We start from the raw sequence: 19,191 nt of genomic DNA, 5'->3' as shown, positions 1-19,191 counted from the left end.
GCGCGGCCCCGCCCCGTTCCGTTCACCGCCGCCGGGTCACGGCTTGACGCGGACCACCTGCGGGTCGTGGTCGCTGGCCTGGTTCGCGAACTCGCTGTTGATGTGCACCACGTCGTACTTGGCGTGGGTCAGCCCGGGGCTGACCAGGATGTGGTCCAGCACCTGGGAGTTGCCCTGGTAGACGTAGGAGTAACGCTGCTTCTCCGGGAGCTCGTTCACCAGGTCGCGCAGCACGCAGTCCTTGGTCAGCGCGGTCAGCGCCGGGGAGAACTGGTAGTCGTTGAAGTCGCCGAGCGAGACCACCTTGGCCTGCGGGTCGGCGGCCAGCAGCTTGGCGACGAAGGCCTGCTCGATGCCGGCCTGCTTGACCCGCTGCACCTCGGAGGAGCGGGTCGGCGCCTGGAAGCGGCTGTCGATGCCCTGGTCGCCGCCCTTGCTGTTGAAGTGGTTGGCGATGACGAAGACCTTCTTGCCCTTGAACGAGAACTGGCCGACCAGCGGCTTGCGGCTGGTGTTCCAGGCCTCGTTGCCGGGGTCGATCCGGCCCGGGGAGGCGGTCAGCGCGGTGGTGCTCCCCTTGCCGGTGACGTCCACCGCGGTGGTGGCGCCGCCGCCGGCGATGTCGGTGAAGGAGACCCGCTGCGGGTTGAACAGGAAGACCTGGCGGATGTTGCCGCCGGGCTCGCCACCGTCCTTGTTGTTCTCCGGGTTGATGGAGCGCCACTCGTACGCCGGGCCGCCGGCCGCCTTGATCGCGGCGATGAACTTGGCCACGGTGGCGCCGGCGTCCACGGTGCCGTCGTTGGTGGCGCCGTTGTTGTCCTGGATCTCCTCCAGGGTGACGATGTCGGGCGAGCGCAGGTTGGTCACCACGCCCTTGGCGAGCTCGCCGAACTTGCTGTCCGGGTCGCTCGGGTCGAGGTTCTCCACGTTGTAGGTGGCGATGGACAGCTCGCCGGCCGCCGCCTCCTTGGTGACCTCACGCTGCAGGCCGTTGTCCTGGAGTGCGCCGAGGGTGGACGCCACCAGGGTGTAACCGCCGAACTGGTTGTAGTCCAGCGGGCCGGAGGTCACGCCCTGCAGCCGGTCACCGACGTTGGCCAGCGGGAACGGCTTCTCTGCCTCGGGCGCGAGCGCCTGCACCATCAGCCGGCCGGAGTTGGGCCTGTCGTAGCCCAGGTAGATGGCGCCGCCGCGCTTGGACTTCTCGTCCTGGCGCCGGGCCTCCACCCACAGCTCGTGGTACTGGTCGGTGGCCTGCACCACGCGGACGTTCTTGACCTGGACGTTCATCCCCTCCAGGGACTCGAACAGGTCCAGCGCGTAGCTGCCGGGCTTGAGGATGTTGGCCTCGATCGTGCCGCCGGCCGCGTCGGCGGTGTACGCCTCGGGGATGGAGTCATCGTTCAGCACCACCGGGGCGGGCACCGGGTTTCCGGAGGAGACCACGGTGACCAGCGGGTTGGTCAGCTCGGTGACGGACTGGCTGCCGCCGGCCTGGTTCGGGTAGTACTCGCTGACCTTGGCGGTGACCAGGACCGCGTCACCGGCCTTGACGGTCGGGGTGGCGCTGCCGGTGTAGACGAACACGCCCTCGCTGGTGGCCGGGTCGGCGTCCGGGTTGGTGTCCTGGATCCAGAAGCCCTTGGAGCCGTAGGTGCGCACGCCGGTGACCACGCCGGGGATGCCCTGGATGGTCTGGCCGGCCTTGGGCGAGATGCGGGTGTTGCCCTGGATGTCGTGGATCCGCACCGAGCCGGGCTCGGTCGGGTTCGGCGGGGTGGTCGGGCCGCCGGTGGTGTCGCCCTTGCTGTTGGTCGGCGTCGGGTCGCCGGCCTTGAGGTCGGCCGCGTTGTCGTCGGTGTCGGCGAGGTCGGCCGCACGGGCCACCGAGGCGGTGTTGCTCGCGCCGGCGGCAGGGCCGCTGCCCTCGCGGACCACGGCGGTGCCGAAGCCCACCAGGTCGCGGACCTTCGGGTCGGCGGCGCAGTCCGCGGCGGTCTTGCAGGTGAGCGCGGTGGTGCCCTGCACCAGGGCGACGGTGCCGGCCGTGCCGGACAGCGCGAGGGTGCCGGTGGCGTCCGGGGCGGGCAGCTCGACGGTGCCGCCGGTGCCGGCCGACTCGGCGACCAGGAAGCGGCCGCCGGGGGCTATCGAACCGGTCAGCGGGGTGACGCTCCAGGTGGAGGTCGGGCCGGGGCTGGCCGAGATGTACTGCACGCTCCAGCCGGTCAGGCCGAACGCGGCGCCGCCCTTGTTGGCGAGCTCGATGAAGTCGTTCTTCAGGGTGGCGCCGGAGTTGCCGCCACCGCCGTAGACCTCGGAGATCACCGCGTCGGCGGAGGGCGCGGCAACGGCGCCCGGCAGCGGGACCAGGACGAGCGAGGCCGCGACGCCGGCCGGGATGATGGTGGCGCGCAGCAGCGCCCGGCGTGAGCGGGCGGCGGTGGGCTTGGACACCGGTATCAGGACTCCTTAGGTCTGCCCGGCCGTCACGGCGGGCCGGTTCCGGGCAGCGAGGTGGCCCGGCCGACGGGAGGTCTCCGGGCGCTTGAGGGTGTGTCAGAGCGCTTACTACTCGCGTAGATCCGAAGCCTGTGGGCGCTTCGGCGAAGCCAAGATACGCGCGTAGAAAATGACCCGACAAGGGCCTGTGCGTTAACTCTTGGCGCAGACACGTCCAACCGTCGCCCACCCCGGCCGGCCCGGGCCGTTCATGATCCACCATTTTCCAACGTGCGGGTTCCGGGCTGTTGATTTCGGTCAGTCCTCGCCCGGCGCCGAGTGCCGCGCCGAACGGACGGTGTGTCAACACTCTTGACGCGGCCATGAAACGGCGCTGTCATGTGTGACATTACGTTGGAACGCGTTGGCTTTGGTTGCTTTCTGATCGCCTTCGCAACCGGCCACCTCTCACCCGCAGGAGCCCTCACGTGCTGTCCCGCAGAGCCTCCTGGCGCCGCCGTTCGGCGTCCGCGCTCACCTCGCTCGCGTTACTCACCGGCGGCGTGGCCCTCACCGCGGCCGTCCAGCTGGCCGGCGCCCCGCCAGCCCTCGCCCTCGCCAACGGACTCGCCCTCACCCCGCAGATGGGTTTCAACAACTGGAACTCCACCTGGTGCGGGGACGACTTCGACGAGGCGATGGTCAAGGGCATCGCCGACCTCTTCGTCTCCAAGGGCCTCAAGGACGCCGGGTACCGGTACGTCAACCTCGACGACTGCTGGGCCCTGCCCGCCCGCGACGCGGCCGGCAACCTGGTGCCCGACCCGGTCCGCTTCCCGCACGGCATCAAGGCGCTGGCCGACTACGTGCACGACAAGGGCCTCAAGTTCGGCCTCTACTCCAGCGCCGGCAGCAAGACCTGTGACGTCAAGGGCTTCCCCGGCGGCCTCGGCCACGAGCAGCAGGACGCCAACCTCTGGGCGTCCTGGGGCGTCGACTACCTGAAGTACGACAACTGCAACAACCAGGGCGTGGACGCCCAGCAGCGCTACAAGGCGATGCGGGACGCGCTCGCGGCGACCGGCCGCCCGATCCTGTTCTCGATCTGCGAATGGGGCGCCAACCAGCCCTGGGGCTGGGCGCAGCCGGTCGGCAACTCCTGGCGCACGACCGGGGACATCAGCGACACCTGGTCCAGCATGATCACCATCGCGCACCAGAACCAGCAGCTCGCCCCGTACGCCCGGATCGGCGCCTGGAACGACCCGGACATGCTGGAGGTCGGCAACGGCGGCATGACCGACACCGAGTACCGCACCCACTTCAGCCTCTGGGCCCAGATGGCCGCCCCGCTGCTGATCGGCACCGACCTGCGCACCGCGGACCCCGAGACGCTCGCGATCCTGACCAACAAGGACGTGATAGCCGTCGACCAGGACCCGCTGGGACGGCAGGGCACCGTGGTGTCCTCCACCGGCGGCAAGGTGGTGATGTCCAAGCCGCTCGCGGACGGCAGCCGCTCGGTCACCCTGACCAACGAGGGCTCGTACACCGCCACCGTGGCCACCACCGTCCAGGCGGTCGGCATCGGCGGCGCCACCTCGTACGCCGTCAAGGACCTGTGGAGCAAGCAGAGCAGCAGCACCACCGGTGCGATCAGCGCCTCGGTGCCGCCGCACGGCACGGTGATGCTCCGGGTCACCCCGGGCACCCCGGTCCCCCCGCCGGGCGGCATGAACCGGCTGAGCGACCTGTCCTGGAGCTCCGCGGTCAACGGCTGGGGCCCGGTGGAGCGCGACCGCTCCAACGGTGACACCGCGGCCGGCGACGGGCGCACCATGGCGCTGCGCGGCACCCAGTACAGCCGCGGCCTCGGCGTCCACGCGGGCAGCGAGGTCGGCTACTTCCTCGGCGGCACCTGCCGCAACCTCACCGTCGACGTCGGCGTCGACGACGAGACCGGCGGCAACGGCTCGGTGGACTTCCAGATCTGGAAGGACGACGCCAAGGTCGCCGACAGCGGCCGGCTGACCGGCCGCGACGCCGTCAAGCACCTGAGCGCCGACCTCACCGGCGGCACCCGGCTGCGGCTGGTGGTCACCGACGCCGGCGACGGCATGAGCTACGACCACGCCGACTGGGCCGAGCCCCGGCTCGCCTGCGGCGGCGGCCCCTCGGCCGGCACCCACCCGCTGAGCGACCTGCCCTGGTCCGCCGCCGTCAACGGCTGGGGCCCGGTCGAGCACGACCGCAGCAACAACGAGGCCCCCGCCGGGGACGGCCACCCGATCACCGTCCAGGGCGCCACCTACGCCAAGGGCCTCGGCACCAACGCGTACAGCGAGATCACCTACTACCTCGGCGGCGACTGCACCGGCCTGACCACCGACGTGGGCGTGGACGACGAGTCCGCGACCCGCGGCTCGGTGGTCTTCCAGATCTGGAAGGACAACACCAAGGTCGCCGACAGCGGCCTGCTCACCTACCAGGACGCGGCCAAGCACCTGACCGCCGACCTGACCGGAGCGCTGGAGCTGCGCCTGGTGGTCACCGACGGCGGCGATGGCGCCGCCTCCGACCACGCCGACTGGGCGGCCCCGCAGCTGACCTGCTGACCTGCTGACCACGGTCCGACCCGGTCACGCGCGCGAGGCCCGCCCGACGGCTGTCGGGCGGGCCTCGCACGGCTGGTCCGGGGCCTGCTCAGTCGGCCTCCACGGCGGCCGGCTCGCGCAGCGCGGTCGACCACTTCTGCTCGACCTTGCCGAACTTCCAGTACGCGGCCGCCACCGCCCAGGTGAGCACGAACAGGCCGACGATGGCGTAGCCGACCAGGTTGAGGTCCAGCTCGGCGATCCAGCCGACCGGGCCGGCGGTGATGTCCAGCTTCTCGGAGAGCAGGCCGATCAGCTCGATGCTGCCGATCACCAGGGCGACCAGCACGGACAGGCCGGTCACCGTGAGGTTGTAGTAGATCTTGCGGACCGGCTTGGAGAACGCCCACTCGTAGGCGAAGTTCATGAACGAGCCGTCGATGGTGTCCAGCAGGCTCATACCGGCCGCGAACAGCACCGGCAGCACCAGCAGCGCGTACCAGGGCAGCGAGAAGGCGGCCGCGCCGCCGGCCAGCACCAGCAGCGAGACCTCGGTGGCGGTGTCGAAGCCGAGGCCGAACAGCAGGCCGACCGGGTACATGTGCCAGGACTTGGTGACGGCCCGGGTGACCCGGCCGAGGATCCGGTTCATGAAGCCGCGCTTGTCCAGCTGGCGCTCCAACTCGGCCTCGTCGTAATCGCCTTCGCGCATCCGGCGGAAGACCTTGAGGATGCCGTTGAAGGCGCCCAGGTTGATCAGGCCGATCAGCAGCAGGAAGGTGCTGGAGACGCTGACGCCGATCAGGCCGGTCGCGTTGTGCAGGGAGGACTCGTCCGACTCCACCTGGCCGGCCAGCGACTGGATGCCGAAGGCGAGCAGCGCGCACAGCCCGAAGACGATCGACGAGTGGCCGAGCGAGAACCAGAAGCCGACCGACAGCGGGCGCTTGCCCTGGCCCATCAGCTTGCGGGTGGTGTTGTCGATCGCGGCGATGTGGTCGGCGTCGAAGGCGTGCCGCATCCCCAGGGTGTAGGCGGTGAGGCCCATGCCCGCCCCGAAGACCTGGCCGCCGACGTCATAGTGGTGCGGCGCGATGACCGCCAGCAGGGTGAACCAGCCGATCACGTGCAGGGCGAGGATGAACGCACCCATCCCCGCGAGGCGGATCCACTCGTCCCGGGTGAGCCGGTCGCGGAGACGGCTAGGCGCTGGCATGGGGGGTCCTCTCGGTACGGGGGTCGAGCCGGGACAGTTTTCCCTGCTGTTGTACCCATGTGCAAATCATGTGCAACAGCGAATTCCCCTCGCCTGCCTGTATCTCGCATGCCGGATGCCCGAAGCCCCCGAGAAATGTCATGAACCGTACATGGATCGGCCATCCGCCGAACCTTTCGGCCCCTGTGTCTACGCGCGGATACTCTCCCTCGCTCGTCCCGCCCGAATCCCCAACCCCCCTCGGAGGAACGACAGATGACCAGCTTCCGCCCGGCCCGCCGGGCCGCCGGCGCCGCCGCAGCAGCCGCGCTGACCGCCGCCCTCACCGCCCTCGCGGTCCCGGTGCCGACGGCCGCCGCCACCACCGCCCCCGTCGCCGCGGCGGCCAAGCACCGGGTGCTGTTCGACAACACCAAGGCCGAGACGGCCGGCAACGCCGACTGGATCATCAGCACCGCCCAGCCCGACCCGCTCACCCAGAACCCGAACCCCAGCACCGAGAAGAGCTGGACCGGCGCCCTCTCCGCCTGGGGCGTCGCCCTGCAGAAGACCGGCCAGTACAGCCTCAAGACCCTGCCCGCCGGACAGACCATCACCTACGGCACCGGCGGCACCCTCGACCTCGCCAACTTCGACACCTTCGTGCTGCCCGAGCCGAACACCAGATTCAGCGCGGCGGAGAAGACCGCGATCATGCGGTTCGTGCAGAACGGCGGCGGGCTGTTCCTGGTCTCCGACCACGTCAACAGCGACCGCAACAGCGACGGCTGGGACTCGCCGAAGATCATCAACGATCTGCTGACCGGCAACGGCGTCGACGACACCGACCCGTTCGGCTTCTCCGTCGACCTGCTCAACATCACCACCGACAACCCGCGCGCCGTCACCGACGCCGCCGACCCCGTCCTGCACGGCCCGTTCGGCACCGTCACCGGCTCGATCCTGCGCAACGGCACCACCTTCACCCTCAGGCCCGCCGACAACCCCGCCGTCAAGGGCCTGCTGTACCGCACCGGCTACAGCGGCACCACCGGCGCCTTCTTCGTCACCAGCACCTTCGGCGCCGGCCGGGTGGCCATCTGGGGCGACAGCTCACCCGCCGACGACGGCACCGGCCAGAGCGGCAACACCCTCTACAACGGCTGGAACGACCCCGCCGGCACCGACGCGGCCCTCGCCCTCAACGCCACCGCCTGGCTCAGCAAGGCGTAGTTCCGCAGGTCGACCTCCCGACCGGGGAAACCCGGGGCGGCGGGCTCCGCATCGGATGCGGGGCCCGCCGCCCTGGGTCTCCCGTCACATGGCGGGGGTGCCTGCCTGGTAGGCCAGGTCGGTGGTGGCCCAGGCGCCGCCGTTCGGGAGGTAGGTCAGGTTGAGGTGGCCGTTGCCGGCGTTGCGGCTGTAGAGGGCGAGGGTGCCGTCGTTGCCGAGCACCGAGCTGACGTTGCCGTCCGAGGTGGCGGCGCCGAAGCTGCCGGTCAGGTCACTGGTCTGCCAGGCACCGGCGGCCGGCTTGTAGGTGATCCGCAGGTGCCCGTTGGCCGCGTCCGCCGTCACCACCCCGAGCGTGCCGTTGGCCTGCAGGAACGCCACCGGAGCACCACCACCGGAGACCGCCGCCCCCACGTTGTCCGTCAGATCGAAGTTCTGCCAGCCGCCACTGGTCGGCAGGTAGGTCAGATTGACGTGACCGTTCAGGGAGTTACGGCTGAAGATCGACAGCGTGCCGGACGCATCGACCTGGGTGCTCACATCACCGTCGCTGACCGGAGCGCCGAAGCTGCTGGTCAGATCGGTGGTCTGCCAGCCACCGCCCGACGGCTGGTAGGTCACCCGCAGGTGCCCGTTGGCCGCGTCCGCCGTCACCACCCCGAGCGTGCCGTTGGCCTGCAGGAACGCCGCCGGAGCACCACCACCCGCGGCGGCCCCGCCCGTCATCCCCGTCAGATCCGCCGTCGCCCAGCCCCCACCCACCGGCAGGTACGTGACCTGCAGATGCCCCGAACCCGCATCACGCGTGAACGTCACCTGATTGCCGTCCGAGGCAATGATCGAACCCTTGTTGCCCAGCGCCGGCTTGGTGTTGGGCGCCGTCGGGGCGGAGTTGCTCAGTACCGGAGCGGCGTAGCCCGCGAGATGGACGGCGGTGCCGTTGACGGTCCATTCGTAGGCGCCGACCGTCCCGGGCATGCCGTTGTTCCGGGAGACCTTCCCGGGCGCTCCGCCCTGGTTGCCGCCGACGTAGTCGATCGTCCCGTTTCCGTTGACCGCGACCACGATCGCCACGTGGTCGTCCTCGGTGAAGGAGGAGCTGTAGCCGCTCGGGTGGAAGAACACCGCGTCACCGACGTGCGGGGTGGAGGACAGTCCGCCCTGGTTGTTGTTGGCGTAGGTCTGGAAGCTGTTGGCAAGGTTGTTCAGCACGCCCAGGTTCTTCGCGCCGTTCTGTGCCCAGACCCAGCCGGCGAAGTCGGCGCACCAGGCGTGGGCGGTGGTGCCGCCGGAGCAGCTCGAGGTCTGGCCGGTGCCGGACGCGTAGTAGCCGGCGCCTCCGTTGCCGCAGGCGTTGTTGCCGACCTGCCCCGCCGCGGTGGCGGCGATGTCGCTGCCGGTGGCCGCCTGGGCCGACGGAGCGGACAGGAGACCCAGTCCGGAGCCGAGCAGCAGGGCGGCGGCGCCGGCGGCCGTGGTCGTGCGACGAGACATGGACATGGTGACCCCTTCGGGAGGACGGTTCGGCTGGAACGCGCACGGGAGGCGCGGGGAGAGTTGGTGCGTCGGTCGACGCGGACCGCCCGGCGGCACGGGTCGGCGCGGACCGTCGCGGGGGAACAGCGCCGCACGCTCGACGCGGGAGCGGGTGGCCGGGGCCCGGGTACGGCGGAGGAGCGGCGGCGGTCCACTCGATGGCGGCGGGCCGGACGGCCGCCACCCGTTCAGCAGGCGGCGGCAGTCTCGCGCGGCGCGAGCGGCTCGGGTGGCAGGTAGCGCCGGTTGAGCCAGGGCGAGGCGCGGTGGCTCCGGGAGATCAGGGCGTGGGCCCGCTCGACGGCGTCGGGGTCACCGGCGCAGGAGCGGCCGAGGAAGTAGAGCAGGAGGTCGATCCGCCCGGGGGCGGGGCGCGCACTGACGTGCTGGAGTCCGTCGTCGGACAGCGCGTGGGCCCACAGGACGTCCACGATCTCGGCCCGTTCGTCCGACGGGACGGGCTCGCCGGACCGTCGGTGGATCAGGCTGGCGTAGGCGGCCTCCACGGCCGGCTCAGCCGCCCCAGCCGAGGCTGTCCTGGGACACCGTCCGGACGACGGGGGCACCGGCCTGGGTCGCGGCCGTGGCGACGGAGGGCGCGAGGACGATCGCGGCGACGGCGACGGAGGCGACCGCGGCGGCCTGGACGATACGGGCGCGGAACATGGTGGTGGTCCTTCGCTCGTGGTGCTGATGGTGTGGCAGTTCGGTACCGGTGGGGCGCCCCGCGGTTGGCGCTCCGTCCGGCCGCCGCCCCGGGTTCGTCCCCCTGGCGGCGAGGTACAGCTTTCCCGCTCGCCGCAGGCACCGGAAGACGTTCCGGATGGCGCCAACCGGACTGTCCGGAGACGGACATGGGTTCATGGACACGTCAGGCCGTGGACACCTCCGACGGCCCGGCGACCCATGACCCCACCTGCGCACATGCGCACGGGACGGCCCGAACGGCCAAAAACGATCTTGAGCAATCGATCGAAGGCCTGTTTGAATGCGGCGAGACGATCGCAGGCCCGACAGGGCCGGTGAACCAGGGGGACGGATGCTCGAGGTACTGGGACTGACCGCCGCGGCCGCAGGGCTGTACCAGGCGATGCTCGACCATCCCGGGACGGCCTGGACGAGCTCGCCGCCCGCTGCGGCCTGACCTCGACCCAGGCGCACGACCACCTCGACGAGTTGTCCCAGCTCACCCTCGTACGCGTCTCCGCCGAGCGCCCGGGGCAGATGCGCGCGGTCAGCCCCGAGATCGGCCTGGCCGGCATCCTCGCCGGCCAGGAGGCCGACCTCGCCGCACGCCAGGCCCAGCTGGCGACCTCCCGGGCCGCCGTCTCGCGCATGGTCGCCGAACGCGCTTCGCACCGGACGAACCACGGCGAACGCCTGCTCGGCATCGACGCCATCCACCATCGCCTCGAACGGATGGGCCACTGCGCCACCACCGAGATCCTCAGCAGCCAGCCCGGGAACCAGCGCCCCGAGGACCTCCTCGCGAGCCGCCCGGCCGACACCGAGGCGCTCGGGCGCGGGATCACGATGCGCACCCTCTACCAGAGCACGGTCCGCAACCAGCCCCACGTCACCGCCTACGCCCACTGGCTCCTCAGCCGGGACAGCGAGGTCCGCACCATCCCCGCGACCCCCCAGCGGCTGGTCATCGTGGACCGCGCCCAGGCCCTGGTCCCCATCGATCCCGCCGACAACCGCCAAGGCGCCCTCTACGTCACCGAGCCCGGGATCCTCGCCGCTCTGCTCGACCTCTTCGAGCAGGCCTGGAACACGGCCGTCCCGCTCGGCGCCGCCAGCCCCGAAGACCCCCGGACCAGCCTCACGCCCACCGAACGCGAGCTCCTGCGCCTACTGAGCTCCGGTCTCACCGACGACGCCGCGGGCCAGCGCCTCGGCATCTCGTCGCGGACGGTCGGCCGCCACATGTCCTCGATCATGGAGCGCCTGGGCGCCAGCAGCCGCTTCGAGGCAGGTATCAAGGCCGCCCACAGGGGCTGGCTCTGACCCGCCCCGGGCGGCGGGGCGCGGAGGGCCGCTGACCGGAACGACGCCGAGATGTCCACTATTGTCGGAATTCGGCGACCGCCGGCAGCCACCCCGCACCACCACCCACGCCCAGGGAGCAGGCACCATGCGGCACCCCACCTCGTACCCGTACCCGACCACCCGCGAGGACGTACACATCCCGCTGCCCGACGGCACCCTGCTGTTCGGCCGGATCTGGCGGCCCGTCACCGAGCGGCCGGTACCGGCCCTGCTGGAGTACCTGCCGTACGGGCTGACCGACCGGACCGCCGCGCGGGACGCCGAGCGGCACCCCTGGTACGCGGGCCACGGCTACGCCGGTGTCCGGGTCGACGCCCGCGGCCACGGGAACTCCGAGGGCCTGCCCGAGGACGAGCAGACCGGGACGGAGGCGGCCGACGGCGTCGCCGTGGTGGAGTGGCTGGCCGGGCAGGCCTGGTGCAGCGGCCGGGTCGGCATGTTCGGCCTCGGGCGCGGCGGCCGCACCGCGCTGCGGGTCGCCGCGCTCGACCCGGCCCCGCTCCGGGCCGTGGTCGCGGTCTGCGCCGGCGACGAGGACCACGAGGACGCCCACTACCTGGGCGGAACGCTGCTGGCGACCGGCCTGCAGAACCGCACCTGCGCCGACCTGGCCTCGGCCGCCCGCCCACCGGACCCCCGCTACGTCGGCGACCGCTGGCGGCAGCTGTGGCTGGAGCGCCTGGACGCCCTGGAACCGGTGGTCCACCGGCGGCTCGCCCACCAGAGCCGGGACGCCTACTGGCGGGACGGCGGCATCCGCGACCGCCACCACGCGATCACCGCCGCCGTCCTGGCTGTCGGCGGCTGGGCCGACCCGCACCGGGACGCCGTACTGCGGCTGGTCGAGCAACTGGACGCGCCCACCCGCGGCATCATCGGCCCGTGGCCGCGGCAGTACCCCGACCAGGGGCTGCCACCGGGCCCCGCCATCGGCTTCCTCCAGGAGACCCTGCGCTGGTGGGACCGGTGGCTGCACGGCCCCGGCAGCGACAGCGGTTCCGGCAGCGGTACCGACACCGGCAGCGGCACCGCAGACGGACCCGCGCTGCGCAGCTGGATGAACGAGTCGGTGCCGCCGGCCGCCGCGTACGCCAACCGGCCCGGCCGCTGGGTGGGCGAGGACGGCTGGCCCTCCCCCGACGTCCGGGAGGTCCGCTACGGTCTCGACGGTGCGCTGCGGGGCGCCGGGACCGCCTCCGCCGACCGCTTCGTGCGGGTCCGCTCGCCGCAGCACACCGGGGTGGACGCCGGACGCCAGGTGCCCGCCGGTGGCGGCGCCGACCTGCCGCCGGACCAGCGGGAGGAGGACGGCAGGTCGGTCTGCTTCGACTCCGCGCCGCTGCCCGAACCGGTCGAGCTGCTCGGCCGGCCCGGCGTACGGCTGCGGCTGCGCTGCGACACCCGGCGCGGGCAGGTCGCCGCCCGGCTCTGCGACGTGGCGCCGGACGGCTCGTCCGCGCTGGTCACCCGGGGGGTGCTCGGGCTGTCCGCCCGGCACGGCACCGAACGGGTGGTGGACTGGGAGCCGGGCGCGGTCGAGGAGGTGGAGTTCGACCTGGCCGGCATCGCGCACGACTTCCCGGCCGGCCACCGGATCCGGCTGGCGCTGTCCTCCGCGTACTGGCCGTGGGTGTGGCCGCAGCCGGACGCGGCCGGTTTCGAGGTCGACCCCGGCGGCAGCGTGCTCACCCTGCCGGTCCGCCACCTGGCCGCCGACGCGGGCAGCCCGCCGGTCGCCTTCGAGGCGCCCGAGCAGGCGGCCCCGCTCGCCGTGCGGGTGTCCGAGCCGCTCACCGCCAGGCCCGAGCGGCTGCTGGTGCACGACGTCGCGGCCGGCGAGTGGCGGCTGGAGGCGTCGCCGGGACCGGCCGGACCGTACACCCTGCCCGACGGCCTGGTCGTCGCGGAGCACACCGTGGAGGCGTACCGGATCCGTGCCGACGACCCGCTCAGCGCGCAGGCCAGGACCGATCTGACGGTCCGGCTGGAGCGCCCGGAGATCGGCTGGGACGCCACTGTGCAGCTCCGTGCGGAGATCCGCTGCGATGCCACGCACTTCGTCACCCGCAACCGGCTGCGGGCGCTGGATGGCGGCGACGTGCTGTTCGAACGCGACTGGGAGCGCCGGATCCCGCGGTCGGCCTGCTGAGGCCGGTCAGGGGGTCCGGCATGCCGCGGGGCTCGGCGGCCGGCGCCGGGCCCGCTCGGGGGTGGTCCGGGAGGGGGCGGGCTCAGCGGGCCCGGTGCGTGCGGATCAGCTCCGCGTACCGGTGGCCGCTGGTCTTGACGGTGCGCTGCTGGGTCTCGTAGTCGACCCGGACCAGGCCGAAGCGCTTGTCGTAGCCGTAGGCCCACTCGAAGTTGTCCAGCAGCGACCAGGCGAAGTAGCCGGCCAGCGGGGCTCCTTGGGCGGCGGCGGAGGCGCAGGCGGCGAGGTGCCGCTCCAGGTAGGCGGTCCGCTCCGGGTCGTGGACGGTGCCGTCGGGGGCGACGGTGTCGCGGTAGGCGGCGCCGTTCTCGGTGACGTAGAGCTGCCGGGCGCCGTACTCCTCGGTCAGCCGCAGCAGCAGCTCCTCGATGCCGGGGGCATGCACCTCCCAGGGCATCGCGGTGTGTTCGGGGCCGGGGCCGGGCAGCTGGCGGAAGTACGGGGCCGGGCCGGTGGGGTCGTCGGCGACGATCTGGCGGAAGTAGTAGTTCAGGCCGAGCCAGTCCAGCGGGGCCGAGATCAGCTCCATGTCCCCGTCCTGGACCGGGAGTTCCACGCCGTAGAGGTCGACCATGTCCTGCGGGTAGCCGCGGCCGAGCACCGGGTCGAGCCACCAGCGGTTGATGTGGCCGTCGGCCCGGCGGGCGGCCTCGTGGTCGGCCGGGCGGTCGCTGCCGGGCCGGATGGTGGAGAGGTTGTTGACGATGCCGATCCGGGCGCCGGGCACGTGCTCCCGCAGCGCCCGTACCGCGAGGCCGTGGCCGAGGTGCAGGTGGTAGGAGGCGCGGACGGCGGCGGTCAGGTCCTGCCACCCGGGGGCCATGTCGCCGTCGAGGTGACCGATCCAGGCGGAGCAGAGCGGTTCGTTGAGGGTGGCCCAGTGGGTGACCCGGTCGCCGAGGCGCTCCGCGACGGTCTCGGCGTACTCGCCGAAGCGCAGCGCGGTGTCGCGTTCGGGCCAGCCGCCGCGGTCCTGCTGGGCCTGCGGGAGGTCCCAGTGGTAGAGGGTGGGGAAGGGGGTGATGCCGGCTTCCAGCAGGGCGTCCACCAGCCGGTCGTAGAAGCCGAGGCCGGCCTCGTTGACCCGGCCGTCGGCGTGCGGCACCACCCGGGGCCAGGCGATGGAGAACCGGTAGGCGTCCAGGCCGAGTTGCTTCATCAGGGCGAGGTCCTCGGGCCAGCGGCGGTAGTGGTCGCAGGCGGTGTCGCCGGTGTCGCCGCCGGCGACCTTCCCCGGGGTGTGGGAGAAGGTGTCCCAGATGGAGGGTGCGCGGCCGTCAGCGGCCACGGACCCCTCGATCTGGTACGCGGCGGTGGCCGCGCCCCAGACGAATCCGTCCGGGAGAGCACTGAGGTCGTTCACGACATGCCTTTCGGGGAGGGTTGTCCGACGGAGGATCACTTGACGGCGCCGGCGGTCAGCCCGGCGACCAGGAAGCGCTGCAGCAGCAGGAAGCCGGCCACCACCGGGACGCTGACCACCAGGGAGGCGGCCATCACCTGGTTCCAGTACACGTCGGTCTGGGTGGCGTAGCCCTGGAGGCCGACGGCGAGGGTGCGGGTCTCGTCGTTGGTCATCACGGAGGCGAACAGCACCTCGCCCCAGGCGGTCATGAAGGCGTACACGGCGACCGCGACGATGCCGGGGACGGCGGCGGGGATGACGATCCGCACCAGGGTCCGCAGCGGGCCGCAGCCGTCCACGGCGGCGGCCTCGTCGAGGTCGCGCGGGATGGAGTCGAAGTACCCGGCCAGCATCCAGATCGAGAACGGCAGCGAGAAGGTGAGGTAGGTGAGGATCAGTCCGCCGCGGCTGCCGTAGAGGGCGACGCCGGTGGAGTTGCCGATGTTCACGAAGAGCAGGAACAGCGGCAGCAGGAACAGGATCCCGGGGAACATCTGGGTGGAGAGCACCGTGACGGTGAACAGCCGCCGCCCCCGGAAGCGGTAGCGGCTGACGGCGTACGCGGCGAGGATCGCGATCAGCACCGAGCAGACGGTGGCGCCGCCCGAGACGATCAGCGAGTTGACGAAGTAGCGGCCCAGCGGGACGGTCTTCCAGATGTCGGCGTACGGCCGGAGGGTGATGGTGCTGGGGATCCAGCGGAACGGTCCCTGCACGTCCTGCAGCGGCTTCAGCGAGGAGCTGAGCATCACCAGTACCGGGGTGAGGGTGAAGGCCAGCAGGACGGTGAGCGCGATCCGGCGGGTCCACCGGTAGGAGGCGGGCGGGTCAATCATCGGCACCCTTCCGGCGCGAGGTGGCGAACAGGTAGCCGGCCGTCACCAGCAGCAGGAAGAGCAGCAGCAGGACGGACATGGCCGAGCCGGAGCCGAAGTTCCAGGTGACGAAGGAGGACTGGTAGATGTGGATGGAGATGAGGTCCGCGGCCTGCGGCGCCGACTTGCCGAACAGCACGTAGGGCGTGTTGAAGTCGTTGAAGGTCCACAGGAACAGCACCAGGACCAGGACCAGGTTGACCGGGCGCAGCGAGGGCAGGGTGATCCGGCGGATCTGCTGCCACACGCCGGCGCCGTCCATCGCGGCGGCCTCGTAGAGCTCGCGCGGGATGTTCTGCAGGCCGGCCGTCAGGGTGAGGAAGGCGAACGGCCAGGACTTCCAGACCGAGACGGTGACCAGCGCGGTGAAGCTGTTGTCGCCGATCAGCCAGAACGGCCGGCCGGAGGTGAGGTGGAGCTGGTCGTGCAGCAGGTGGTTGACCAGGCCGGTGTCGCGCTGGAACATGAACGACCAGGTGATCACGGCGGCGTACACCGGCAGCGCGTACGGGAGCAGGAAGGCCGCGCGCAGCAGCCCCCGGCCCTTGAAGGCGTCCTGCATGAAGATCGCCGCCGCGGTGCCGATCAGCCAGGACAGGCCGACCGACAGTACGGTGAAGGCGCAGGTCACCCAGAACGAGTTGAGCAGCGACCGGCCGATCGGCGCGCTGAAGTCCACCGCCACCCGGTAGTTCCCGAGGCCGGCCCAGGGTGCGGCGGACCAGTCCCGGATGAAGAACTGGGTGAGCTGTTTGGCGCTCATCACGATGCCGACCACCATCGGCACCAGGTGGATCAGCAGCTCCAGCGCGAGGGCGGGGAGCAGGAGCAGGTAGGGCAGGCCGGTGCGGCCGAGTCGCTTGCGGATCACGTCAGTTGGCCGGCATCTGCTGCTGGGCCTTGGTGAGTTCGGCCTTGACGGTGTCGTCGGTGACCGGCTTCCCGGCGGCGGCCCCGGCGAGCAGGTTCTTCACGGCGGTGCCGACCAGGGTCTCGAACTGGCTCTCGTTCGCGACCTGGGGCAGCGGCCGGGCGCTGGTGGCGAGGACGTCGGAGAGCGCCTTGAGCTCCGGGGTGGCGAAGGCGGGGTCGGCCTGGGCGGCCTTGACCGGCGGGATGGAGCCGTAGGTCTTGTTGAGCTGCTTCTGCTCGTCGTCGCCGGTCATGAACTTCACGAACTGCAGGGCGCCGTCCAGGTTCTTGGTGTTCCTGAAGACGGCCAGGTTGATGCCGGCCACCATCGAGGTGGTGGCCTTGGTGCCGGTGGCGCCGGCCGGGACGGGGATCGGGGCGACCGCGAAGTCGTCCGGGTTCATGCCGTGCGACGTGAGGTTGGCGCCGACGGACTGCCACATCAGCATCGCGGCCTTGCCGGTGGCGAAGTCGGTGACGGACTGGTTGTTGGCGTACTCGGCGTTGCCGGGGGCGGCGATCTTGTCCTTGGCGATGAAGTCGACGTACTGCTTGACGGCGCCGACCGCCTCGGGGCTGTCGAAGGCGGGCCTGCCGGCGGCGTCGAACCAGCCGGTGCCGTGCTGCTGTCCGAGCGCGAAGGCGTGGTGGACGTTCTCGGAGACGTTGCCGCCCTCGATGGCGAGCCCGTACTTGCCGTCCTTGGTGAGCTTCTGGCCGTCGGCGACCAGTTCGTCCCAGGTGGCGGGCGGGTTCGCGATGCCGGCCGCGGCGAAGGCCTTCTTGTTGTAGTAGAGGCCGTAGGCCATGGAGTAGAGCGGGACGGCGGCCGGGTCCTTGCCGGCGGCGCCGGCCGAGGCGATGGTGGCGGGCAGGAAGCGGTCCTTGCCGCCGATCTTGGCGAAGGTGGCGTCGTCGAAGGGCAGCAGTGCGCCGGTGGCCTGGAGCGAGGCGGACCAGGTGTTGCCGATGTTCAGCACGTCGGGGCCCTGGCCGGAGGCGGTGGCGGCGAGGATCCGGTTCAGCAGGTCGGACCAGGGCACCACCTCCAGCTTCACCTTGATGCCGGTCTGCTGCTCGAACTTTCTCAGTTCCGGCTCCAGGACCTGCTTGTCGTTCTCCAGGCTGGTGCCCTGGTTGGAGGCCCAGTACGTGAGAGTCTTAGGGCTGCTGTTGTCGCCGCCACCGGAGCTGCTGGAGCCCCCGCCGCAGGCGCCGACGGTCAGGGCGAGCGTGGCGGCAAATGCGGTGGCGGCGGCGAGGCGGTTGATGCGCATGACCGTTGCCCCTCTCGGGCGGGGTGGCGTGGTGGGGGGTGAAGTGCGAAGCCCAGCGGCTTACTTCAAGGCGTGATTTAACGTGTGAGAAAAGCTGGCGTCAAGACTTCGCGCAGCGATAGATTCAGCCCAGGAGGGAGAGTCCATGACGCTTCGAGGCAAGCAGACCGTACGTGACCTGCGGCGGGGCAGCAGATCCACGCTGCTGCGCCGGCTGTACTTCGACGGGCCGCTCAGCCGCCAGGAGTTGGGGCGGATCACCGGCCTGAGCGCCGGCTCGGTCAGCAACGTGACCGGCGAACTGCTCGCCGACGGGCTGGTCGAGGAGTGCGGCTCGGTGGAGTCGGACGGCGGACGGCCGCGGATCCTGCTCCAGGTGACCCCGGGGCGGGCCCACCTGGTCGGCGTCGACGTCGGTGAGACCCAGGTCCGGGTCGCCCTGTTCGACCTGGCCCTGACCGAACTCGCCGCCAGCGACCACCCACTGTCCGACAAGGGCCACGACGTCGACCACGTGGTCGAGCTGATCCTCACCGGACTCGCCGAGGTACTGGCCCGTACCGGCACCGACCCGCAGACCGTGCTCGGCGTCGGCGTGGGGGTGCCCGGCATCGTCGAGCAGGGCGCGGCGGCCGAGCACGGGCTCGGCATCGTGGTGCACAGCCAGACCGTCGACTGGGACGCCGTGCCGCTCGGCCGGCTGCTGCGGGCCGGCACCGACCTGCCGCTGTTCGTCGACAACGGCGCCAAGACGCTCGGCCAGGCCGAGATGTGGTTCGGTGCGGGCCAGGGTGCGCTCCACGCGGTGGTGGCGCTGTTCGGCTCCGGCGTCGGCGCCTGCGTGATCGCCGACGGCGCCCGCTTCCGCGGCGCCACCAGCAGTGCCGGCGAGTGGGGCCACACCAAGGTGCACGTGGGCGGGCGGCTGTGCCGGTGCGGTTCGCGCGGCTGCCTGGAGGCCTACGTCGGCGCGGAGGCGCTGGTCGAGAGGTGGGGCGCCGCACCGGCCGGGAGCAGCGAGAAGGCGGGGCTGGCCGCGCTGCTGGCCGCCGCCGAGTCCGGCGAGGACGCCGCCGTCGAGCTGCTGGACGAGGCCGCCGAGTACCTCGGCGCGGCCATCGCCGACCTGGTCAACCTGTTCAACCCGGAGCGGATCGTGATCGGCGGCTGGGCGGGCCTGATGCTCGGCCCGCGGCTGCTTCCCGCCGTCCGGGACGCCGCCACCGCGTACGCGCTGCGCTTCCCGCGGGCGCAGACCTCGATCGAACTCGGCCGGCTCGGCCCGGACGCCGTCACGGTCGGCGCGGCCACCCTGCCGCTGTCCCAGTTCCTCGACTCGGGCGGCGAATTCCCGGACCGTTCCGGTCCGGCCGCGCCCGCCGCGAGCTGACCGGCCGGGACCGGCCGCCACCAGCGGCGATCCCGTCCACACAGGCCCTCGGGCTGATCAACCCGGCC

At 71.7% G+C, this 19,191-nt stretch carries 13 protein-coding genes and 1 pseudogene; 5 read left to right on the top strand and 9 right to left on the bottom strand.

The window, feature by feature from the left end; genetic code table 11:
- Window positions 1-36: 36 nt before the first annotated feature.
- A complete protein-coding gene (locus AB0D08_RS16185; RefSeq protein ID WP_359889340.1) occupies window positions 37-2,424 on the bottom strand; it encodes a lamin tail domain-containing protein in 2,388 nt (795 codons plus the stop codon).
- Between the two features lie 665 nt (window positions 2,425-3,089).
- Between AB0D08_RS16185 and AB0D08_RS16180 the strand changes: the two genes are divergently transcribed.
- Window positions 3,090-5,060, top strand: coding sequence for an NPCBM/NEW2 domain-containing protein (locus AB0D08_RS16180; protein WP_359889337.1), 1,971 nt, complete (start codon window positions 3,090-3,092; stop codon window positions 5,058-5,060).
- A gap of 88 nt (window positions 5,061-5,148) precedes the next feature.
- Here AB0D08_RS16180 and AB0D08_RS16175 read toward each other — a convergent pair whose 3' ends face one another.
- Window positions 5,149-6,255: a HoxN/HupN/NixA family nickel/cobalt transporter gene (locus AB0D08_RS16175; protein ID WP_359889276.1), complete on the bottom strand. Its 1,107-nt coding sequence runs from the start codon at window positions 6,253-6,255 to the stop codon at window positions 5,149-5,151.
- 255 nt (window positions 6,256-6,510) lie between these two features.
- Between AB0D08_RS16175 and AB0D08_RS16170 the strand changes: the two are divergent.
- Window positions 6,511-7,458 (top strand): annotated as a pseudogene (locus AB0D08_RS16170) (hydrolase); the annotation flags it as partial.
- A 93-nt stretch (window positions 7,459-7,551) separates the two neighbouring features.
- On the opposite strand, the gene AB0D08_RS16165 reads toward AB0D08_RS16170, so the two are convergent.
- The 3 genes from AB0D08_RS16165 to AB0D08_RS16155 form a co-directional block, all read right to left on the bottom strand.
- Window positions 7,552-8,961: a CHAP domain-containing protein gene (locus AB0D08_RS16165; RefSeq protein ID WP_158515621.1), complete on the bottom strand. Its 1,410-nt coding sequence runs from the start codon at window positions 8,959-8,961 to the stop codon at window positions 7,552-7,554.
- Window positions 8,962-9,191: 230 nt separating this feature from the next.
- Entirely contained in the window at window positions 9,192-9,509 is a 318-nt protein-coding gene (locus AB0D08_RS16160) for a hypothetical protein (protein WP_033824569.1), read from the bottom strand.
- 7 nt (window positions 9,510-9,516) lie between these two features.
- Complete coding sequence (locus AB0D08_RS16155) at window positions 9,517-9,669, bottom strand: hypothetical protein (protein WP_158515620.1); 153 nt, start codon at window positions 9,667-9,669, stop codon at window positions 9,517-9,519.
- A gap of 510 nt (window positions 9,670-10,179) precedes the next feature.
- On the opposite strand from AB0D08_RS16155, the gene AB0D08_RS16150 reads away from it, so the two are divergent.
- Together AB0D08_RS16150 and AB0D08_RS16145 are read left to right on the top strand one after the other, a co-directional pair.
- Window positions 10,180-11,013: a helix-turn-helix transcriptional regulator gene (locus tag AB0D08_RS16150; RefSeq protein ID WP_359889273.1), complete on the top strand. Its 834-nt coding sequence runs from the start codon at window positions 10,180-10,182 to the stop codon at window positions 11,011-11,013.
- 127 nt (window positions 11,014-11,140) lie between these two features.
- Window positions 11,141-13,204: a CocE/NonD family hydrolase gene (locus AB0D08_RS16145; protein ID WP_033824568.1), complete on the top strand. Its 2,064-nt coding sequence runs from the start codon at window positions 11,141-11,143 to the stop codon at window positions 13,202-13,204.
- Window positions 13,205-13,286: 82 nt separating this feature from the next.
- Here AB0D08_RS16145 and AB0D08_RS16140 read toward each other — a convergent pair whose 3' ends face one another.
- The 4 genes from AB0D08_RS16140 to AB0D08_RS16125 are packed head-to-tail and all read right to left on the bottom strand — an operon-like array spanning window position 13,287 to window position 17,733.
- Window positions 13,287-14,627, bottom strand: a complete 1,341-nt coding sequence (locus tag AB0D08_RS16140; protein ID WP_359889270.1) for a GH1 family beta-glucosidase — start codon at window positions 14,625-14,627, stop codon at window positions 13,287-13,289.
- A gap of 35 nt (window positions 14,628-14,662) precedes the next feature.
- A complete protein-coding gene (locus AB0D08_RS16135; RefSeq protein ID WP_359889268.1) occupies window positions 14,663-15,505 on the bottom strand; it encodes a carbohydrate ABC transporter permease in 843 nt (280 codons plus the stop codon).
- On the bottom strand, window positions 15,498-16,415 hold the full coding sequence (locus tag AB0D08_RS16130; protein WP_082527077.1) for a sugar ABC transporter permease: 918 nt from the start codon (window positions 16,413-16,415) through the stop codon (window positions 15,498-15,500). The genes AB0D08_RS16135 and AB0D08_RS16130 overlap by 8 nt, the downstream gene beginning before the upstream one ends.
- Window position 16,416: 1 nt before the next feature.
- The gene (locus AB0D08_RS16125) at window positions 16,417-17,733 is read right to left on the bottom strand and encodes a sugar ABC transporter substrate-binding protein (protein ID WP_359889266.1); all 1,317 of its coding nucleotides are present in this window, start codon (window positions 17,731-17,733) and stop codon (window positions 16,417-16,419) included.
- A gap of 145 nt (window positions 17,734-17,878) precedes the next feature.
- Between AB0D08_RS16125 and AB0D08_RS16120 the strand changes: the two genes are divergently transcribed.
- Window positions 17,879-19,123, top strand: a complete 1,245-nt coding sequence (locus tag AB0D08_RS16120; RefSeq protein ID WP_359889263.1) for an ROK family transcriptional regulator — start codon at window positions 17,879-17,881, stop codon at window positions 19,121-19,123.
- Window positions 19,124-19,191: the final 68 nt, after the last annotated feature.

This window comes from Kitasatospora sp. NPDC048540 (assembly GCF_040651175.1).
GTDB lineage: Bacteria > Actinomycetota > Actinomycetes > Streptomycetales > Streptomycetaceae > Kitasatospora.
The sequence above is the reverse complement of the archived record's forward strand: the minus strand, read 5'-3'. Positions and strand labels throughout refer to the sequence as shown.